Consider the following 16,657-nt stretch of genomic DNA (forward strand, 5'->3'; position numbering starts at 1 on the left):
TGGTGCTAAAAAGGCTCCCAAGCCCCAATGCCGATCAGTCAAGAAAAGGGTAGGAGCGAGGCTTGCCCGCGATGGACTTCAGAGCGCTGGGTTTACCCAGTAAACAGGCGCTACCGCTCACGACCATCGCGAGCAAGCTGCGCTCCTACGAGTGGATCACCTCGCTTGACTGACTGGCATTGCCCAACGCCCCGACTCAACCCTTGCCGCGCCAAGCCGTACCACGAGAACCCGCATGATCGAAGTCACCGAAGTCTCCATTGCCCAACTGCGTGCCGCCCTCGAATCCGGCCAGACCACCGCCGTGGAACTGGTCCAGGCCTACCTGGCGCGGATCGATGCCTACGACGGCCCTACCACCGCTACCGCCCTCAACGCCGTGGTGGTGCGCAACCCCGAAGCCCTGAAGGAAGCGCAAGCCTCTGATGCCCGTCGCGCCAAGGGCCAGCTCCTGGGGCCACTGGACGGCATTCCCTACACCGCCAAAGACAGCTACCTGGTCAAGGGCCTGACTGCCGCGTCCGGCAGCCCGGCCTTCAAGGACCTGGTGGCCCAGCGCGACGCCTTCACCATCGAGCGCCTGCGCGCTGGCGGCGCCATCTGCCTGGGCAAGACCAACATGCCGCCCATGGCCAACGGCGGGATGCAGCGTGGGGTCTATGGCCGCGCCGAAAGCCCCTATAACGCCCAGTACCTGACCGCGCCCTTCGCCTCCGGCTCGTCCAACGGCGCCGGCACCGCTACCGCCGCCAGCTTCAGTGCCTTCGGCCTGGCCGAGGAAACCTGGTCCAGCGGCCGCGGCCCGGCCTCCAACAACGGCCTGTGTGCCTATACCCCCTCGCGGGGGGTGATCTCGGTGCGCGGCAACTGGCCGCTGACCCCGACCATGGACGTGGTGGTGCCGTACGCCCGGACCATGGCCGACCTGCTGGAAGTGCTGGAGGTGGTGGTTGCCGAAGACCCGGACACACGCGGCGACCTGTGGCGCCTGCAACCCTGGGTGGCGCTCCCGGCCGTGACCTCCGTACGGCCCGCTTCCTATCCGCAACTGGCAGCCGACGCCAATGCCCTCAAGGGCAAGCGCTTCGGCGTGCCACGCATGTACATCAATGCCGACCCCGAGGCGGGTAGCAGCGAGAAGCCGGGGATCGGCGGCCCCACCGGCCAGCGCATCGTTACCCGTGCCTCGGTGATCGAGCTGTGGCAACAGGCACGCCAGGCCCTGGAGGCCGCCGGCGCCGAGGTGCTGGAAGTGGACTTCCCGCTGGTGTCCAACTGCGAAGGCGACCGCCCTGGCGCGCCCACCGTGTTCAATCGCGGCATCGTCAGCAAAGAGTTTCTCCATGACGAGCTGTGGGAACTCTCGGGCTGGGCCTTCGACGACTTCCTGCGGGCCAACGACGACCCCAGGCTCAACCGCCTGGCCGATGTCGACGGGCCACAGATCTTCCCCCACGACCCGGGCACCCTGCCCAACCGCGAGGACGACCTGGCGGCGGGCATGGACGAGTACGTCAACATGGCCAAGCGCGGCCTCAAGACCTGGGACCAGATCCCCACCCTGGCCGACGGCCTGCGCGGCCTGGAGCAGACCCGCAAGCTCGACCTGGAAGACTGGATGGACGCCAAGGGACTGGACGCGGTGCTGTTTCCCACCGTGGCCGACGTCGGCCCGGCGGATGCCGACATCAACCCGGAATCGGCCGACATCGCCTGGAGCAACGGTGTCTGGGTGGCCAACGGCAACCTCGCCATCCGTCACCTGGGGGTGCCCACCGTCACCGTGCCCATGGGCGTGATGACGGACATCGGCATGCCGGTGGGCCTGACCTTCGCCGGTCGCGCCTACGATGACTCGAACCTGCTGCGCCTGGCCTCGGCCTTTGAGTCCACCGGCAACAAGCGCCGGGTGCCACCACGCACGCCCAAGCTGGCCAGCCAGTAACGCTGAAACTGCGACCGGGGCCTCCATGGCCCCGATCCTCATCCCTGCCCGCTCAACCCCTCACTGCTCATCCACGGGCTGCAACGGCGAATGCTGCCAGTCGAACCGCGCAATCAGCTGCCTGCACAGCTCATCCAGTTGCGGATGGTAGTAATGCATATGGGGCACCGGCATCTGCGCTTCGCCATGGCCGAACCCCAGGCCGTATAAAGCGCTGGCATAACTTTCCAGCGGACCGTAGGCGTAGATCAGGTTGTGCCGGTCCCAGACCACCGTGGCCTGGTCTTCGGGCGAGTGCACCCAGAAATCGAAGCGGCTGTCGCCACATAGAAATGGCTTGAACTCATCGATGAAGGCCACGACCTCGTCCAGGGACAGCATCGGGCTCATGTAGCGGCCTACCGGCACATCCTCGCGGCTGGTGTGCAGGACGAACAGCAACAGCAGCGGCTGGGTGAGGCAGCGGGCCAGCCTGAGGAACACCTCCGGATCGGACCCCGGCACACCGGCCACGACCCGCTCACCACCGTTGAACGGCATGATCTGGAAAACCGGCGGGTAACTGTGCTCGACCCACTGGTCATCGATCATGTGTGCAAATCTGTGCATAACGGCCTGATCCTCCTGATCAATTCTCGGGTTGAGCCAAAACGGCGGCGCATTATGCCGTACCCTGCGTCGGCCCTCACGGTCTTATTGGCCACACAGTGTGCTGAAACCTTTTCCATCCAGGATATTCCCCACGTGCTGCATGCCCTGATCCGCAACGGCCAACCCCTCGCCCCACACCCACCCCAGCCCCTGGTTCCCTGGTGGAGCTTCACCAAGACCGTGCTCTGCGCGGCGGCCCTGTCCCTGGTGCGCGATGGCCGCCTGGCGCTGGACGACCCGCTGCCCCAGGGCCCCTTCACCCTGCGCCAGGTGCTGCGGCACCAGGCCGGGTTGGCGGACTACGGCGAGCTGAGCCAATACCACGATGCGGTCCTGCATGACGCGCCAGCCTGGCCCGTCGCAGAGATGCTGCAGCGCCTGGATGCCCGCCGCCTGCGTTATGCCCCCGCAAGCCAGTGGCGCTACTCCAATGTTGGCTACCTGTATGTCGCGCAGTTGATCCAGCGCCTGACCCACCTGCCTCTGCACGATGCCCTGCAGCAACGGGTGCTGGCGCCCCTGGGCCTGTCCCGGGCTCGCCTCGCCGTGACCCGCGAGGATTTGCGCGGCGTGGAGCTGGGCCAACTGCGCGCCTACGACCCCGGCTGGGTCTATCACGGCCTGCTGGTGGGGCCTCTGGCAGAAGCGGCGCTGCTGCTGGACCGGCTGTTCAGCGACACCCTGTTGCCCCAGCCGCTGCTGGCGGACATGCAACAGGCACAGGTGCTGGGCGGGCCGATGCCCGGCCGGCCCTGGAGCGCGCCCGGCTACGCCATGGGCCTGATGGTGGGCGATGTCGAGGCAGGCCCGAAGCTGTACGGGCACACCGGTAGTGGCCCCGGGAGCACGGTGGCGATCTACCGCGCCAGCGAGGCCGGCAACAGCGCTTGTTGCGCAGTATTCAACCCCGGGAACGATCAGGGCCAGGTCGAAACCCGGGCCCTGGAGCATCTGCGCCGTACGCTGGCGAACTAACCTCAGGGCGCGGCCAGAGCAACGGGAACCTCACCCCATGCCTGCATGAATTTGTGCGGCACTAGTTGCCATTCGCCCAAGTTCGCCGTGCGCGCCCGACTCAATGGTCATATAGCAAAGCGCCCTATGATCAGCCGCGAAAAAATATAACCCGGGGCTGTTGCTTGATTATATTTCCTAGGCAGTCACGCCATAACGCCGCCTATTCTGAAGGAACTAGAATGACTACTTTCGCAGAAGAACTCAGTGACATCCCCATGGGCGAATACCTGCGTATCTGGGGACAGTTTCCCGGAGCGATCAGCCCTCAGTGCTATCAGGGAAAGCTCAAGAAACTTGACCTCGATGCTGGGAAAGCCTGGCTTGAATCAACGGTTTACAGCGGCCGCGTGGATGAAGTGCCGATAGCCAAGATCACTTCGATCCAAAGGGGCTATACCGGCTCGGGGGCGTCCGGGCCGGTGCAGAAACCGGATAAGGTGTTCAACCCCAACAGCGGCGAGTGGCAGGATAAAACCTTCAAGGACTACAGTTGAACAGCTCTTCCCTGAGAGGCTTTGCACCTGTTGTTAGTTAACCAAATAGTTAAACCAGACTCGGCTCTTTAGTTAAGGGCCGAGTCGCTTGTTCAAACTTGGCTGATAGTTTCCCCTGCATGAACTTGCCACTGCCCGGCCATTCCGGCCGGGCGACACACGCAATGACCCTTGCCGGCGAGTGCAGCGCCTGACGTACAATCCCCGACCCTCAGGGACAGACACGATCAGGACCACGATGACCAGACACATCCTCTCTCTTGCCAACGGCTGGACCGCCGAGTTTGTCGAGCAAGGCGAATTCCGCATGGGCGCCGTGGGCTGGAACCTGCAGCTGCACGGCCCCGAGCAGCAGACCATTGGCTACTTCAAAACCCAGATCGTGCTGGTCAATGACGAGGATGGCGAACGGGCGCGCAAAGCCATCAGCCTCAGCGAGGACGGGGTCTACGGTTACCTGAGCACCGATATGGACGAGCGCTGGGTCATCGACTTTTCCCGCTGCATGATCGCGCCGCACCGGACGACGATTTACCACTACCACTACGCCTATGACGAATCCATCTCCCTGTCCGAACAGCCAGCGTACAAACGGGTACGGGAGTACATCAGGGTCATAGGCTGGTTTATCTACCTGACTTTTCCCCTCACCCGTGACGAGGATTTCCCCAAGGTCTGGGAGGAGTACCTGGTGATACGCCGGCGGCAACTGGACGAGCTGTACTTTCGCAACTGACGCGGCGCCTGGCCAAAACCTGGGCAACCACCCGCCTTAGCGCAGGCTCCATGACATCCCGACATACACGCCCATGCCTTCGCCCGGGGTCGAGCGCGCGGCATCCTGGCCCTTGTCGTCGTAGCCCGGAGTCACGGTGGCGGCATAGCGTTGGCCGGTCAGGTTGCGCAGGTCGACCCAGGCCTGCCAGTCGTTCTTCGGCGCGTTGTAGCCCAGGGTCGCGCCGAACAGCGCATAGGGGTCGGCGTAGTAGCTGTTGGCGTAGTCCACCGCCACCTTGGACACCAGCTGGGTGTTGACGGCGGCGAAGAAGCCCTGCGGCCAGTCGTAGCGCAACTCGCCCTGGTAGTAGTGCATCGGCAGGCCCGGCAGGCGGTTGCCGCCAAAGCTTGGATCGTCGCGGTAGTGGAAGTCGCTGAAGGTATAGGCCTGGCGCAGGCCCAGGCGCCCCACCCCGGGTCGCGACCACAGCTCGCTTTCCAGGCTGGCCTCCAGCCCCTGGTGCACCGTGGGGCTGGCGTTGAGTTCATAAGGCGTGGTGGTGCTGGCATCGGGCAGTACCGACAGCAGCTCATGGCGGACCTGGGCGTAGTACCAGGCCAGGCTCCACTGGCCCAGGGCGCTGTCGCCACGGCCACCCAGCTCCAGGGTGGTGGCGGTCTGGTTCTGCAGCTTGATCGGGTCGCGCTGGGTTTCCTTGGCGGCACCGCTGTCTTTCGGGAAACGAATGTTGGAGCTGTAGATCAGCGACCAGGGATGCGGCGCCTCCACCGAACGGCTGAGGTTGCCGAACAGCTGCACATCGCGATTGAGCTGGTAGCGCAGGCCCAGGCGCGGGGCATAGTCCCAGTCGCCAAGGCTGGTCTTGCCGCCGCCCTCCGGGTAAGTCACCGCGCTCTCGCGGCGGGTGTAGATGGCCGCCAGGCCGGTGGTCAGCCACAGGTCGTCGGCGATCTCCAGGTCATTGCTGAAATGCAGGACGCTGTCCGAACCCTGGTAGGTGAAGTCACGCATTCGCGTGCCCGGTGAGTAACTGCTGGTGTTGCCTGTGGGAATGCGCACGAACTCGCTGGCGCCGTCGTTGGGCAGGTGCTTGGTCACCCGCAGGCCCAAAGTGCTGCGACTCTCCAGGCCCCAGAGGGTGTCGCGGCGCTTGTAGTCGAGGGTCCCGCTGACATCGCTGTAGGCCACCTTCAGGCGGTTGGGTCCTTCGCGCAGGTCCATGGGGTAGTCGTGGTAGACCAGGCCGGCCTGCAGGCTCGAATCGTCATCGATGTACCAGGTGGTCTTGTTGCCGACGAAGGTGCTGCCCGGCTGCTTGCGCCGGTCATCCCGGGACACGTAGCTCGGGTTGGCCGCCCTTGGGGAATGCTCGATGGAATGCTTGCTCACCCGCCCGGCCAGGTCATTGTCAGTCTCGCGGTAGCGCAGGTAGAAGCGGGTTTCCAGGTTCGGGTTGAAGCGGTAGCCGAAGTTGCCGATCACCCCTCTGCTCTGGCTGCGGGTGTGATCCTGGTAGCCGTCGGCGTTGGAGTCGGTCAGCGAGACGTAGTAGTCGAAGTCGCCCAGCACTTGCCCGGAGCTGACCTGGCGCTGCTGGTAGCCGTGGCTGCCAGTGACGTAGCGCACTTGCAACAGCGGCGCGTCATGGCCGGTGTGGCTGATGTAGTCGATGGCCCCACCCAGGGCCAGGGCCCCGCGGTCGAAGCCGTTGGCCCCGCGCAGCACCTGCACATGGTCGATCCACAAGGGCTCCAGCAACTCGTAGGGCGTGCCGCCAGGGCCGGTCAGGGGCAGGCCGTCGAGCATCGTGTAGAGCCCCGAGGCATGGGCCCCCGGAGCACGGTTGATGCCCGAGCCGCGGATCGAGATCTTCACCCCTTCATTGCCCGCCGACTGGGCATAGACCCCGGGCTGGTAGGCCAGCACATCCTGGTTGCTGGCCACCCGGCCCTGCAATGGCCGCTCCATGTCCACCACGCTGGTCGCGCCGGGGACCTGGGCCAGCCGCGCCCGAGCCTCTTCAGCTCCCTGCCCGGTGCCCTCCTGGCCTTGCCCCAGGACCTGCGCCGGCGCCAGTTCCAGCCCGGCGGACTGGGCCACGGCCGGGCAGGCAAGGGCCAGGCCCAACAGGGCAGTGGGCAAGGATCGGGGCAAAGGCATCGTTACGACTCCGGCGAGGGCAATGGACAGTGAAGGGTGCGACGCCGGAAGGAACGAAGAAAACACAGGACAATTTTGCTTTTTTTTTCAGGACGCGGCCGCGACCTGACGCGAAGGGGCATGACGCCATCGCGGGCGGGCATCGGCGCCCGCCTGCCCTGCCCGGATCAGCCCGGAACTGGCCGGGCCTGCATGAACGCCAGGTAGTAGCCATTGCAGTCGCGGATACCGAACTCGCGGGTGCCATAGGGCATGTCCTGCAAGGGCCAGGCAATGTCGGCCCGATCCTTGATCGAGTCGAAATAGGCCTGCACATCCTCCAGGGCGAAATACAGGGTCCCGGTACAGGCCGGGGCACTGCCCCAGAGGTCCTGCTCGGTGAAGGTCAGGCAACCGTCTTGCAGTTGCACCAGCAGCGTCGACTCCGCCGAGTCGCAGGCGGTAAAGCCCAAGGTCTGCTGGTAATGTTCGCGGGTACTGGCCAGATCATTGCAGCGAAGAAGGCAGGTCAGCGGCATACCGAACTCCAGGGAGGCCGGCATGGCGAGGGGGTCGCCATGCATCATCGGGCCTTGGTGAGGACGCAACCTTAGCAGCTTGCAACAGGCGGCTGTAGCGCCTCACGCCGGATAACCGGTGATCTCGCGGATGCTCTGGTACAGCGGCTTGAGCTGGCGGTACATGCGCAGGTACACCTGGCTGTACAACCGCTGGTACATCTGCCGGGCCTCGGGTTGCGGCTCGAACACCGCCCCCACCCGCGTCATGGCGCTGATGGCCGTGGCAAAGTCCGGGTACAGCCCCAACCCCACCGCACAGGCGATCACCGCCCCCAGCCCCGAAGCCTCGTAGACATGCGGGCGCTCCACCGGCAGGCCGAAGATATCGGCGGTCAGCTGCATCGCCGCATCGCTCTGGGAACCGCCGCCGGCCACCCGCAATCGGGTGATCTTGAGCTTCGAGCGTTTTTCCATGCGCTCCATGCCCTGGCGCAGGGCATAGGCCAGGCCTTCGAGAATCGCCCGGTAGATGTGCGCCCGGGTGTGCACGTCGCCGAAACCGATCATCGCGCCCTTGGCTTCCATCCCCGGCTCGCGGATACCCGGCGACCAGTAGGGTTGCAGCGTCAGGCCCATGGACCCCGGCGGCACCGCCTGGACCAGGGCATCGAACAGCTGCTCCGGCTCCAGCCCCTGCTCCGCCGCCTGCTGCACCTCACGCAAGCCGAACTGCTGCTTGAACCAGCTGACCATCCAGTAGCCGCGAAAGATCATCACCTCGCAGTTGTAGTGGTCCGGCACCGCCGCCGGGTACGGCGGAATCAGCGGCACCACCTCCAGATAGCTCGAACGGGTGGTGGTGACGGTGGCCGTGGTGCCATAGGACACGCAGGCGGTGGTGGAATCCTGGACCCCGGAGCCCAGTACCTCGCAGGCCTTGTCGGCCCCGGCGGCAATCAGTGGCAGGCCCTCGGGAATGCCGGTATGACGACTGGCCTCGGCGCTGACCCGGCCCAGGGTTTCACCGGGCTTGAGCAGGGTCGGCAACTGCTCCCGGCGTACCGCCAGGGCCTGCCATTTCCAGTCGCTGGGGGCGGCCCAGCGCAGGCGCTTGTAGTCGAATGGCAGATAGGCCACGCAGCAGCCCACCGAGTCGACGAAGTTGCCAGTCAGGCGATGGGTCAGGAACCCGGAGAGCAGCAGGAACTTGTCGGTGGCGGCCCAGATGTCCGGTTGCGTCTGCGCCACCCAGTTGGCTTCGGCCTGGGCACGAAAGTAGTCCACCGTGGCCTCGGCGCCGATCAGCTTGAACAGCCAGCTCCAGGGCCCCTTGAGCTTGCCCTCGACTTCGGCCTGGCGCTGGTCGAGCCAGAGAATCGCCGGGCGCAGGGCGTGGCCTTGGGCATCGACGTTGATCAGGGTGCCGCGCTGGGTGGTCAGGGACACCCCGCGAATCTGCGAGCGGTCGATGCCGGTCTGCTGCCAGAGCAACTGGCAGGCTTCGCCGAGCTTGGCCCAGTAGTAGTCCGGGTCCTGCTCGGCCCAGCCGGGCTGGGTCGAGTAGTACGCCTCGAGCTCCACCTTGCCCTTGCCGATCAGGTTGCCCGAGAGGTCGAACAGCAGCGCACGAACGCTCTGGGTGCCGTTGTCGATGGCCAGCAGGTAGTCCTGCTTCTTGTTGTTGTGGTTGTCCATGGGGCTCTCTTGGTTGCGCATCATTGCGTGGTGGGCAAGCTGTGGTGGCGTTGCCACAAGGCCCGGTAGCGCTGTTCTTCGGTTTGCCAGTGGGCATCGCTCCAGCCCAACCGCACCTGGCACAGGTCGCGGATGGCCGGCAGGTAGCCGGCGCCGCCCTCGGCCAGCAACAGGCCCAGGCGGGTGCGGCGCAGCAGCAGGTCGTCCAGGTGCAGGACCATTTCCGTCTCGGCGGCAAGGGCCAGTTCGGCCCACAGGGTGTCGCTGGGGCCGACGCACTCGCCACCCAGTTGCGCCACCAGCCGCGCCAGCCGCGGCAAGTCACGGCCATGGCGCCCGGCCAGGCGCCGCTGCTGGGCGCCGCTGAGCCCGGGAATGTCCAGGGCCGGCACCGGGGCGAACACCGGTGCACCGTCGTCGCTGACGTTGCGCCCGATCATCGCCCCACAGGCGGCCAGCACCTCGATGGCCTGGGGCCGGAAGGTGGTGAGCTTGCCGCCGGCCAGTGTCACGCAGCCGGGCTCCTGCCACAGCACATGCTCACGGGTTTCGTTGGAGGGCTTGTCTTGCCGTGCAGCGCCGGACCCCGCCACCACCGGACGGACGCCGGCCCAGGTCGAGAGCACGTCGCCGGCCGCGATCCGCGCCTCGGGAAATTGCTGGGCACAGGCAGCGAGGAGGTAGTGCAACTCCTGCTGGCTAATGCTGGCGCTCAGGTCCAGGTCTTCGCGGTGATCCAGGTCTGTGGTGCCGACCACGGTGGCGCCTTCCCAGGGAAAGACGAACACCGGCCGACGATCCTCGGCATGCATGAAACTGAAGGCATGGGCCACCGGCAGGCGCCAGCCCGGCAACAGCAAGTGGCTGCCACGCAGCGGCCGCAACTGACGATCCGCCGCCTCTGGGCGCAGGCGCTCGGCCCAGGCCCCGGTGGCCACCGCCAGGGCGGCGCAGCGCAACTGTCGAGGGCAACCGCCTTCGCTGTCGTCGACCTCGACCCCGCAGACCCGCCCCTCCTCGCGCAGCAGCCGGGTCACCCGCAGGCCGTTGAATGCCAGGGCGCCATCGGCCCGGGCCTCGGCCAGCACCCGCATCACCAGCCGGGCATCGTCGGTCAGGGCGTCGACAAAGCGGGTGCCGCCCAGCAGGCCCGAGGCCTTCAAGCCCGGCGCCAGGAACTGCAACTGCCCGGCATCGTCGAACCGGTGATTGCGCCGCCCGGCCAGGGCGTCATACAGGCTCAGCAGGCTGCCGAACACCCGGGGGCCGGGGAACTGACCGCGATAATGGGGCATCAGGAAACTCATGGGTTCCACCAGCCCGGGCGCCTCCTGCAGCAACCGCTGGCGCTCGCGCACCGAATCCCGGGTGAGGCGCCACTGGCCCTTGGCGATGTAGCGCAAGCCGCCATGGACCATCTTCGAGGAACGGCTGGAGGTGCCCCAGGCGAAATCCCGCTGCTCCAGCAGCAGGCAGCGCCAACCGCGCCGGGCCGCCTCGCGCAGGATGCCGGCACCGCTGATGCCGCCGCCGATCACGATCAGGTCCCAGTGCTGCGCCGCCAGCGCAGGCAGGCTCTGTTGCCGCCATTGGGCGTTCCAGTCCTGGCTCATGGCGTCACTGCTCCAGCAGGGTGCCGGGGTTCAGGCGCCCGGCCGGATCGAAATGCCGGCCCAGGGCCTGCAGGGCGTCCATGGCCAGCGCGCCCTTTTCCCGCAGCAGGTAGGGCGCATGATCCTTGCCCACCCCGTGCTGGTGGCTGATGGTGCCCCGGTGCTCGACGATGGTCTGGCTGGCCGCGTGCTTGAGCGCCTGCCAGCGAGCCAGGGTCGCCGGATACTGGCGGTCCGGGCGGAACACGTAGGTGGTGTAGATGCTCGAACCCTCGCCATAGACGTGGGACAGGTGGGTGAAGACGTGCACCTGCTCGCCCTCGGCGGCCAGGCCGTCGCGCAGGCTGTCTTCGATGCGTTGCAGCAGGGTGTCGACGTTGCTCCAGTCGGTGGCGGTTTCCAGGGTGTCCACCAGGTAGCCGGCGTTCCACAGGCTTTCGCGCAGGTAGGGAAACCGGAAGCGGTTCTGTGCCCACTTCTTGCCCAGCAAGGTGCCGGTGAACACCCCGCCGAAGGCCTTCAGGTGCTGGCGTGCCTGGCGCAGGGACAAGGCGTTCTGCCGACGGTTGCCGGTCACGCCGAAGGTCAGCAGGCATTTGCCCTGGCCTGCGCCACGCAGCGCCAGGTACTTCTCCAGCCAGGCGATCTGCGTCGGGTGGCCGGCCAGGGCCAGCTGGGTCTCGGTCTCCACGGCGTTGGACAGGCGCAGCATCGACAGCGGCACCCGGGCCTGGGCCAGGACTCGCACTGCCTGCAGGGCCTGCGCCCAGTCCGGCAGGAACACGCCATAGAAGCGCTCGTCGTCCGGCAAGCGGCTGACCCGCACCTTGACCTCGGAAATGACCCCGAAGCGCCCTTCGCTGCCCAGCACCACCTCACGCAGGTCGGGGCCGGCCGCCGAGGCCGGGAAGGTGGCGATCGACATCGGCCCGGCGAAGGTCTCCAGGGTGCCGCCGGCGAACAGCTGCTCGATGCGCCCATAACGCAGCGACTGCTGGCCACTGGAGCGACTGGCCACCCAGCCCCCCAGGGTCGACAGCTCCCAGGACTGTGGGAAATGCCCCAGGGTGTAGCCCCGGGCCCGCAACTGGCTTTCCACCTGGGGGCCGCTGGCCCCGGGGCCGAAAGTCGCCAGCAGGCTGTCTTCGTCCAGGTCCAGCAGGCGTGTCATCCGGGCCAGGGATACCGTCAGCACCGGCCGCTCGGACCACGCCGGGTTGATATGACCGGCCACCGAGGTGCCGCCGCCGTAGGGGATCAGGCACAGGTCGCGCTCTTCGGCCAGGGCCAGCAGTTGGCGGATCTGCGCGGCGCTGTCCGGAAACGCCACCGCATCCGGATAGACCCCAAGCTCGCCTTCGCGCAGGGCCAGCCAATCCGCCAGGCTCTGGCCGCGAGCGTGCAGCAGGCGCTCCTGGGGATCGATGCTGTACAGCGGGTGGGCCGGCAACCGTGAGGCCGGCACCCGGGCCAGGGCCTGTTCCAGGGACGCTTCCGGCAAGCGGTATCCCGGCCCCAGGCGCTCGGCGAGAAACCCCGCGCCTTCGGCCGGCAACTCGACCACCGTGGATGCATCCCCCCAGCCATTCCAGCGTCGCATGCGTGTGTCCTTCTGCTGTTCTTATAGGTCTTGTGTGAGGCTCCCTATACTAGTGCGACGCTGCCGGCTGTCACGGTCGCATTGAGCCAGTTGGTGTAGCCGATTGAGTCATCGGCCCCGGAGCAAAGCACGTGACAAGCCGGGCCAACTGTCAAAGAATCGCGCCCCTGACCCAAGACTGAGTGACCGCCATGCCCGCCTCGCTGAAAACCTGCGCCCCGTTGTTCTGGTCCCCGGACCTGGACATCGACTATGGCGCCGCGACCCTGAGCCTGCGCGATCTGCTGCCGCAGGTGGGCCAGGACATCTCGGCGTTCTTCGACCCCGAGGATCGGCTGAAGGTCGGTGAAACCCTGCAGTTGCTCTGGCACCCACCCGTGAGCGACATCAACGGCTGGAGCGAACAACCTTCGGAACTCGCCCACAGCCATTTGCTGCGGGCCAGGGTCAGCGGACCGGACCAGGCACCCACCCACGCACTTCATGACCTGCATCGGGGCAAGCAGCGCTTTCCCTTGCAGATCCTGGCCTGCATGCCACTGTCGACAGCACTCAAGGCCCAGCCGCTGGACCAGCAGGCCTGGAGCCTGCCTGGCATCGGCAGGCCCCAGGGCGCTTGCCTGAGCTGGGATGAAATCCATTGGTGTGGACGCGTCGACGTCGACGGACTGACCTGCCTCACCGCCACCAATGGCATGGAGGGCGTGATGGAGATGATCCTGGAGATCATCGATGACCAGGTCAGCGGGTTGTTATCGGTGCATCTTGGCCCTGGTGGGAATACATACGAATTGGGCCGGCGAGTGCTCGTGGGCGCGGAACGCCTGGCCATTCGCCGGGCCCTGGAGCGCGCCCAGCCGCTGCGCGATACCCAGGACGCCTACCTCGTCGATTGAGTGTCAATCGGGGAAAAAGCCCCCCGGCAGAACTAAGCAGCTGTTTTCAAACCGATTTTTTTTGCGCTGGGGGCTTCCCAAACCGCCAGCGAGTTGTTAAATTTGCGCCCGTTCTTGCAGCGGTCCTCCCAGGACCGGCACATCGAGCAAGTAACGTCGCAACAGCTACAGGGGCGTCGCCAAGCGGTAAGGCAGCAGGTTTTGATCCTGCCATGCGTTGGTTCGAATCCAGCCGCCCCTGCCATTTTCCCTATCTCTACCCCATCAGGTTTTCCGCCAGGAACTCCAGCATCGCGCTGACCTTGGGCAACCCCTGCCGGCTCTTCATCCACAGCAGGTTGATCGTTTGCCCGCGAGTCGCCAAATGCGGCAAGACTTCCACCAGGCTGCCATCTTCCAGTTGGCGCTTGACCAGCCACGACGGCAGGTGGGCGATGCCATAACCGCCCAGAACCGCCATCAGCAAACCCTCCCCGCCCCCCACCACGCAACTGGCCGGCACCAGCCGACGCTCGATCTCGCCTGGCCGGCTGGTGGCAAAGCTCCAGGGATGCACGCGTCCGTCCGCCCAGCCGTAGGCAATGCACTGGTGCCGCTCCAGATCGGCGATGCCGGCCGGTCGGCCGTTCCGTTCCAGGTAGCCGGGAGCCGCACAGAACAGGTACTGCTCGGTTCCCAGGTGCCGATGCCCCAGCTCGGCCGGCCACAGGTCGGGGCCGCCCAGGCGCACGGCAATATCGACCCCCGCCTCGAGGGGATTGGCCAGGTGCTCGGAGAAGGTCACATGGGGCTGCAATTGCGGGTGCTCACGGGTGAACCCCAGGATCAGCCCCAGGGCCTGGGTCCGGCCAAAGGCTCCCGGCAAGTCGATGCGCAGCTTGCCGCGCAGTTCACGCTGTTGTGCCTGCAGCTCCAGCTCGGCCTCTTCCAGTTCGGCCAGCACGCCACTGCAGGTGCGGTAGAAAGCCAGGCCTGCATCGGTCAGGGCCAGGCTGCGGGTGGTACGTCGGAACAATCGCGCCTGCAGTCGCGCTTCCAAGCGGGCGATGGCCTTGCTGATGGCCGACGCCGTGAGGTTCAGGCGTTCGCCCGCCACCTTGAAGCTGCCGCAGTCGGCGACGCAGACAAACACGTCGATCCCCTTCAAGCGTTCGGAAGAAAACATCCGGCGTCCTTGTCATTAATGAATTGGGTTCACTTCAGTTGATAAAAAGCATCATAAAACAGAACCAGATTCCCCAGTAAGCTGGCCATCACTTCATCGGCACGATGGCAAGAGGCACAGATGCTGCGCACCCTGAAACACTATCCGGCAGGCCTCAACCTGCTGCTGGCCGGCGCCCTGGTGCTGACCCTGGCCCGGGCGGTGACCCTGCCCTACCTGGTGATCTACCTGGCGGAACGCTTCCAGCTGGATGTCGCCGACATCGGCCTGGTGCTGGGCAGCAGCCTGATCGTGGGGTCGATGCTGAGCCTCTATGGCGGTTTCCTGGTGGACCGGCTCGCCAACCATCGGTTGATCCTGTGCTGCTGCGCAGTGTTCACCCTGGGCTTCATCGGCACCTTCGCCGCCCGCAGCCTCTGGTTGTTCTACCTGTGCCTGCTGGCGATCAACCTGGCCTATGCGGTGTTCGACATCGCCATCAAGGCCGGTTTTGCCCGGCAATTGTCGGTGGATGAGCGCAGCACGGTGTTTTCCATCAAGTACACCCTGACCAACATCGGTTATGCCGTGGGCCCGTTCCTGGGCGCCGGGCTGGCCCAGCTGGATATCAGCCTGCCCTTCGTTCTGTCCGCAGCCTTGGGTGGCGGGTTCTTCTGCCTCTACCTCGCCCGGGGCGAGCGATGCACGGTCGTCACTGAACCAGCCCAGCCATCCCTGGCCTTCCTGGCCCTGGGCAAGCAGTTGCTGGCGGATTATCGCCTGGTCTGCTTCACCCTCGGCGGCTTGCTCAGCGCGGTGGTCTTCGGCCAGTTCTCGGCCTATCTCTCGCAGTACCTGGTGATCACCACCTCGGCGCAAACCGCCTACACCACCATCAGCACCCTGGTGGCGACCAACGCGCTGCTGGTGATCAGCCTGCAGTACGCCATCGGCCGGCGGATCCTGCGCCAGCACCTGAACCTGTGGCTGGCCACGGGCCTGGGCCTGTTCCTGCTGGGTCTTGGCGGTTTCGCCGTGGCCAGCAACCTGACGCTGTGGGTGCTGGCCATGGCCGTGTTCACCCTGGGCGAGATCATCGTCTTCCCTGCCGAGTACATGTTCATCGACTGCATCGCCCCCGAACACCTGCGTGGGCTGTACTACGGCGCGCAGAACCTTTCCAGCCTCGGTGGCGCCCTGGGGCCGATGCTCTGCGGCCTGGTCCTGGCCAGCCAGCCACCCCAGACGATCTTCTGGATGCTCGCACTGTTCGTCATTGCGGGCGGGCTGTTCTACTGCCTGGGCGCCGCCAACCTCGGCCAGGCGCAAGCCAGGCCTGCGGACTGAACGACGCAACGCCCGGATGTGCAGTCGTCGATGGGTACAGGCGTGCTCATCCAGGCCTCTCTTGCCGCCCATTTCTGGTCAATACTGGCCGGGCGCCGCCTGCATGACTTGTCAATCGACCCACGCCGCGCCGCCAAGCCTTCACAACCCCCGCTGCGCCCCGTTCCTCTGTGCATCTCCCCTGCAAAGAGCGACGCCCCATGAAAAACACTCAATTGAGCCAGTTGATCCTCAACGACCACGCCCGCATCGAGGCGGCCATCGCCACCGGAGCCGCCTGGGAAATATGGTTCCAGGTGGAGTTCCTGATACTGTTGCGCGCGGCCCGCCTGAGTGCCGCCCGGGAATTGCCCTACCCGCCACCGAACGAGAAACTGCGCCTGGATGTACTGGCGCGCCAGGGCGTCGATGAATACGCCATCGAGTTGAAGGTCGAGAGCGCCACCAACGCCGGCAAGAAACTGCTTGAGGAAATCGACAAGGACATCCTGAAGCTGAAAAAGTACACCAACCAAACCGTGGAGGCCCGTTGGGCGGTGGGCCTGGGCTACAGCAACGAGGCCAAGCTCGAGTTGGCCGAATATGCCAGGACCCATGACACCACTACCATCTACCAGCACTCCGGAGCCATCGGCTGCATGATCGTCACGGTTCCCTAGAACGTCCCGCCCTGTAGCCGCTGTCGAGCCACGGCGAGGCTGCGCCAAGGCCCACAGGGCCTTCAAGCGACGGCGGTGGCAGGCAGACCTTGCGGCCGCTGCGCGCCCGTGCGCAGCCTGCGGCAGCGGCTACAGGATCTCGCCAACACCATTCTCGACGGGCTGTTGTACCGGCCTGATCCAGGGACAAAAAAGGG

General features: G+C 65.8%; 14 protein-coding genes and 1 tRNA gene. 8 read left to right on the plus strand and 7 right to left on the minus strand.

Features of this window, described 5'->3' with window-relative positions; all coding sequences use genetic code 11:
• Window positions 1-235: 235 nt before the first annotated feature.
• Window positions 236-1,945, plus strand: coding sequence for an amidase (locus LGQ10_RS05980; RefSeq protein WP_226524946.1), 1,710 nt, complete (start codon window positions 236-238; stop codon window positions 1,943-1,945).
• 60 nt (window positions 1,946-2,005) lie between these two features.
• Here LGQ10_RS05980 and LGQ10_RS05985 read toward each other — a convergent pair whose 3' ends face one another.
• On the minus strand, window positions 2,006-2,554 hold the full coding sequence (locus tag LGQ10_RS05985) for a hypothetical protein (RefSeq protein WP_226524947.1): 549 nt from the start codon (window positions 2,552-2,554) through the stop codon (window positions 2,006-2,008).
• Window positions 2,555-2,608: 54 nt separating this feature from the next.
• Here LGQ10_RS05985 and LGQ10_RS05990 point away from each other — a divergent pair, with 54 nt between their 5' ends.
• The 3 genes from LGQ10_RS05990 to LGQ10_RS06000 all read left to right on the plus strand — a co-directional run bounded on the left by LGQ10_RS05990 (window position 2,609) and on the right by LGQ10_RS06000 (window position 4,843).
• The gene (locus LGQ10_RS05990) at window positions 2,609-3,571 is read left to right on the plus strand and encodes a serine hydrolase domain-containing protein (RefSeq protein ID WP_226524948.1); all 963 of its coding nucleotides are present in this window, start codon (window positions 2,609-2,611) and stop codon (window positions 3,569-3,571) included.
• 221 nt (window positions 3,572-3,792) lie between these two features.
• Window positions 3,793-4,107, plus strand: coding sequence for a hypothetical protein (locus tag LGQ10_RS05995; protein ID WP_226524949.1), 315 nt, complete (start codon window positions 3,793-3,795; stop codon window positions 4,105-4,107).
• Window positions 4,108-4,345: 238 nt separating this feature from the next.
• A complete protein-coding gene (locus LGQ10_RS06000) occupies window positions 4,346-4,843 on the plus strand; it encodes a hypothetical protein (protein WP_226524950.1) in 498 nt (165 codons plus the stop codon).
• Window positions 4,844-4,879: 36 nt separating this feature from the next.
• Here LGQ10_RS06000 and LGQ10_RS06005 read toward each other — a convergent pair whose 3' ends face one another.
• The 5 genes from LGQ10_RS06005 to LGQ10_RS06025 form a co-directional block, all read right to left on the minus strand.
• Window positions 4,880-7,006, minus strand: a complete 2,127-nt coding sequence (locus LGQ10_RS06005) for a TonB-dependent receptor family protein (RefSeq protein ID WP_226524951.1) — start codon at window positions 7,004-7,006, stop codon at window positions 4,880-4,882.
• Window positions 7,007-7,173: 167 nt separating this feature from the next.
• Complete coding sequence (locus LGQ10_RS06010; RefSeq protein ID WP_058436197.1) at window positions 7,174-7,524, minus strand: VOC family protein; 351 nt, start codon at window positions 7,522-7,524, stop codon at window positions 7,174-7,176.
• 102 nt (window positions 7,525-7,626) lie between these two features.
• On the minus strand, window positions 7,627-9,201 hold the full coding sequence (locus tag LGQ10_RS06015; protein WP_226524952.1) for an FGGY-family carbohydrate kinase: 1,575 nt from the start codon (window positions 9,199-9,201) through the stop codon (window positions 7,627-7,629).
• A gap of 20 nt (window positions 9,202-9,221) precedes the next feature.
• A complete protein-coding gene (locus LGQ10_RS06020; RefSeq protein ID WP_226524953.1) occupies window positions 9,222-10,814 on the minus strand; it encodes a glycerol-3-phosphate dehydrogenase/oxidase in 1,593 nt (530 codons plus the stop codon).
• Window positions 10,815-10,818: 4 nt separating this feature from the next.
• Entirely contained in the window at window positions 10,819-12,414 is a 1,596-nt protein-coding gene (locus LGQ10_RS06025) for an FAD-binding oxidoreductase (RefSeq protein WP_226524954.1), read from the minus strand.
• Between the two features lie 191 nt (window positions 12,415-12,605).
• Between LGQ10_RS06025 and LGQ10_RS06030 the strand changes: the two genes are divergently transcribed.
• Both LGQ10_RS06030 and LGQ10_RS06035 read left to right on the plus strand, forming a co-directional pair.
• Window positions 12,606-13,310 carry a hypothetical protein gene (locus LGQ10_RS06030; protein WP_226524955.1) on the plus strand — a complete coding sequence of 235 codons (705 nt, stop codon included), beginning with the start codon at window positions 12,606-12,608 and terminating at the stop codon, window positions 13,308-13,310.
• 169 nt (window positions 13,311-13,479) lie between these two features.
• Window positions 13,480-13,554: transfer RNA gene (locus tag LGQ10_RS06035), tRNA-Gln, on the plus strand.
• 12 nt (window positions 13,555-13,566) lie between these two features.
• On the opposite strand, the gene LGQ10_RS06040 is transcribed toward LGQ10_RS06035, so the two are convergent.
• The gene (locus tag LGQ10_RS06040; RefSeq protein WP_058436749.1) at window positions 13,567-14,475 is read right to left on the minus strand and encodes a LysR family transcriptional regulator; all 909 of its coding nucleotides are present in this window, start codon (window positions 14,473-14,475) and stop codon (window positions 13,567-13,569) included.
• 120 nt (window positions 14,476-14,595) lie between these two features.
• On the opposite strand from LGQ10_RS06040, the gene LGQ10_RS06045 reads away from it, so the two are divergent.
• The gene (locus LGQ10_RS06045) at window positions 14,596-15,801 is read left to right on the plus strand and encodes an MFS transporter (protein WP_226524956.1); all 1,206 of its coding nucleotides are present in this window, start codon (window positions 14,596-14,598) and stop codon (window positions 15,799-15,801) included.
• Between the two features lie 200 nt (window positions 15,802-16,001).
• Window positions 16,002-16,460, plus strand: a complete 459-nt coding sequence (locus LGQ10_RS06050; protein WP_226524957.1) for a hypothetical protein — start codon at window positions 16,002-16,004, stop codon at window positions 16,458-16,460.
• The last annotated feature ends 197 nt before the right edge of the window (window positions 16,461-16,657 follow it).

The organism is Pseudomonas sp. L5B5 (genome assembly GCF_020520285.1).
Classification (GTDB): domain Bacteria; phylum Pseudomonadota; class Gammaproteobacteria; order Pseudomonadales; family Pseudomonadaceae; genus Aquipseudomonas.

Bases quoted from the DNA above. Each gene is read 5' to 3' on its own strand.
- LGQ10_RS05985 (WP_226524947.1), bottom strand. From the start codon at position 2,554: ATGCACAGATTTGCACACATGATCGATGACCAGTGGGTCGAGCACAGT.
- LGQ10_RS06005 (WP_226524951.1), bottom strand. From the start codon at position 7,006: ATGCCTTTGCCCCGATCCTTGCCCACTGCCCTGTTGGGCCTGGCCCTT.
- LGQ10_RS06050 (WP_226524957.1), top strand. From the start codon at position 16,002: ATGAAAAACACTCAATTGAGCCAGTTGATCCTCAACGACCACGCCCGC.
- LGQ10_RS06015 (WP_226524952.1), bottom strand. From the start codon at position 9,201: ATGGACAACCACAACAACAAGAAGCAGGACTACCTGCTGGCCATCGAC.
- LGQ10_RS05995 (WP_226524949.1), top strand. From the start codon at position 3,793: ATGACTACTTTCGCAGAAGAACTCAGTGACATCCCCATGGGCGAATAC.
- LGQ10_RS06025 (WP_226524954.1), bottom strand. From the start codon at position 12,414: ATGCGACGCTGGAATGGCTGGGGGGATGCATCCACGGTGGTCGAGTTG.
- LGQ10_RS05980 (WP_226524946.1), top strand. From the start codon at position 236: ATGATCGAAGTCACCGAAGTCTCCATTGCCCAACTGCGTGCCGCCCTC.
- LGQ10_RS06030 (WP_226524955.1), top strand. From the start codon at position 12,606: ATGCCCGCCTCGCTGAAAACCTGCGCCCCGTTGTTCTGGTCCCCGGAC.
- LGQ10_RS06020 (WP_226524953.1), bottom strand. From the start codon at position 10,814: ATGAGCCAGGACTGGAACGCCCAATGGCGGCAACAGAGCCTGCCTGCG.
- LGQ10_RS06010 (WP_058436197.1), bottom strand. From the start codon at position 7,524: ATGCCGCTGACCTGCCTTCTTCGCTGCAATGATCTGGCCAGTACCCGC.
- LGQ10_RS06045 (WP_226524956.1), top strand. From the start codon at position 14,596: ATGCTGCGCACCCTGAAACACTATCCGGCAGGCCTCAACCTGCTGCTG.
- LGQ10_RS05990 (WP_226524948.1), top strand. From the start codon at position 2,609: ATGCCGTACCCTGCGTCGGCCCTCACGGTCTTATTGGCCACACAGTGT.
- LGQ10_RS06000 (WP_226524950.1), top strand. From the start codon at position 4,346: ATGACCAGACACATCCTCTCTCTTGCCAACGGCTGGACCGCCGAGTTT.
- LGQ10_RS06040 (WP_058436749.1), bottom strand. From the start codon at position 14,475: ATGTTTTCTTCCGAACGCTTGAAGGGGATCGACGTGTTTGTCTGCGTC.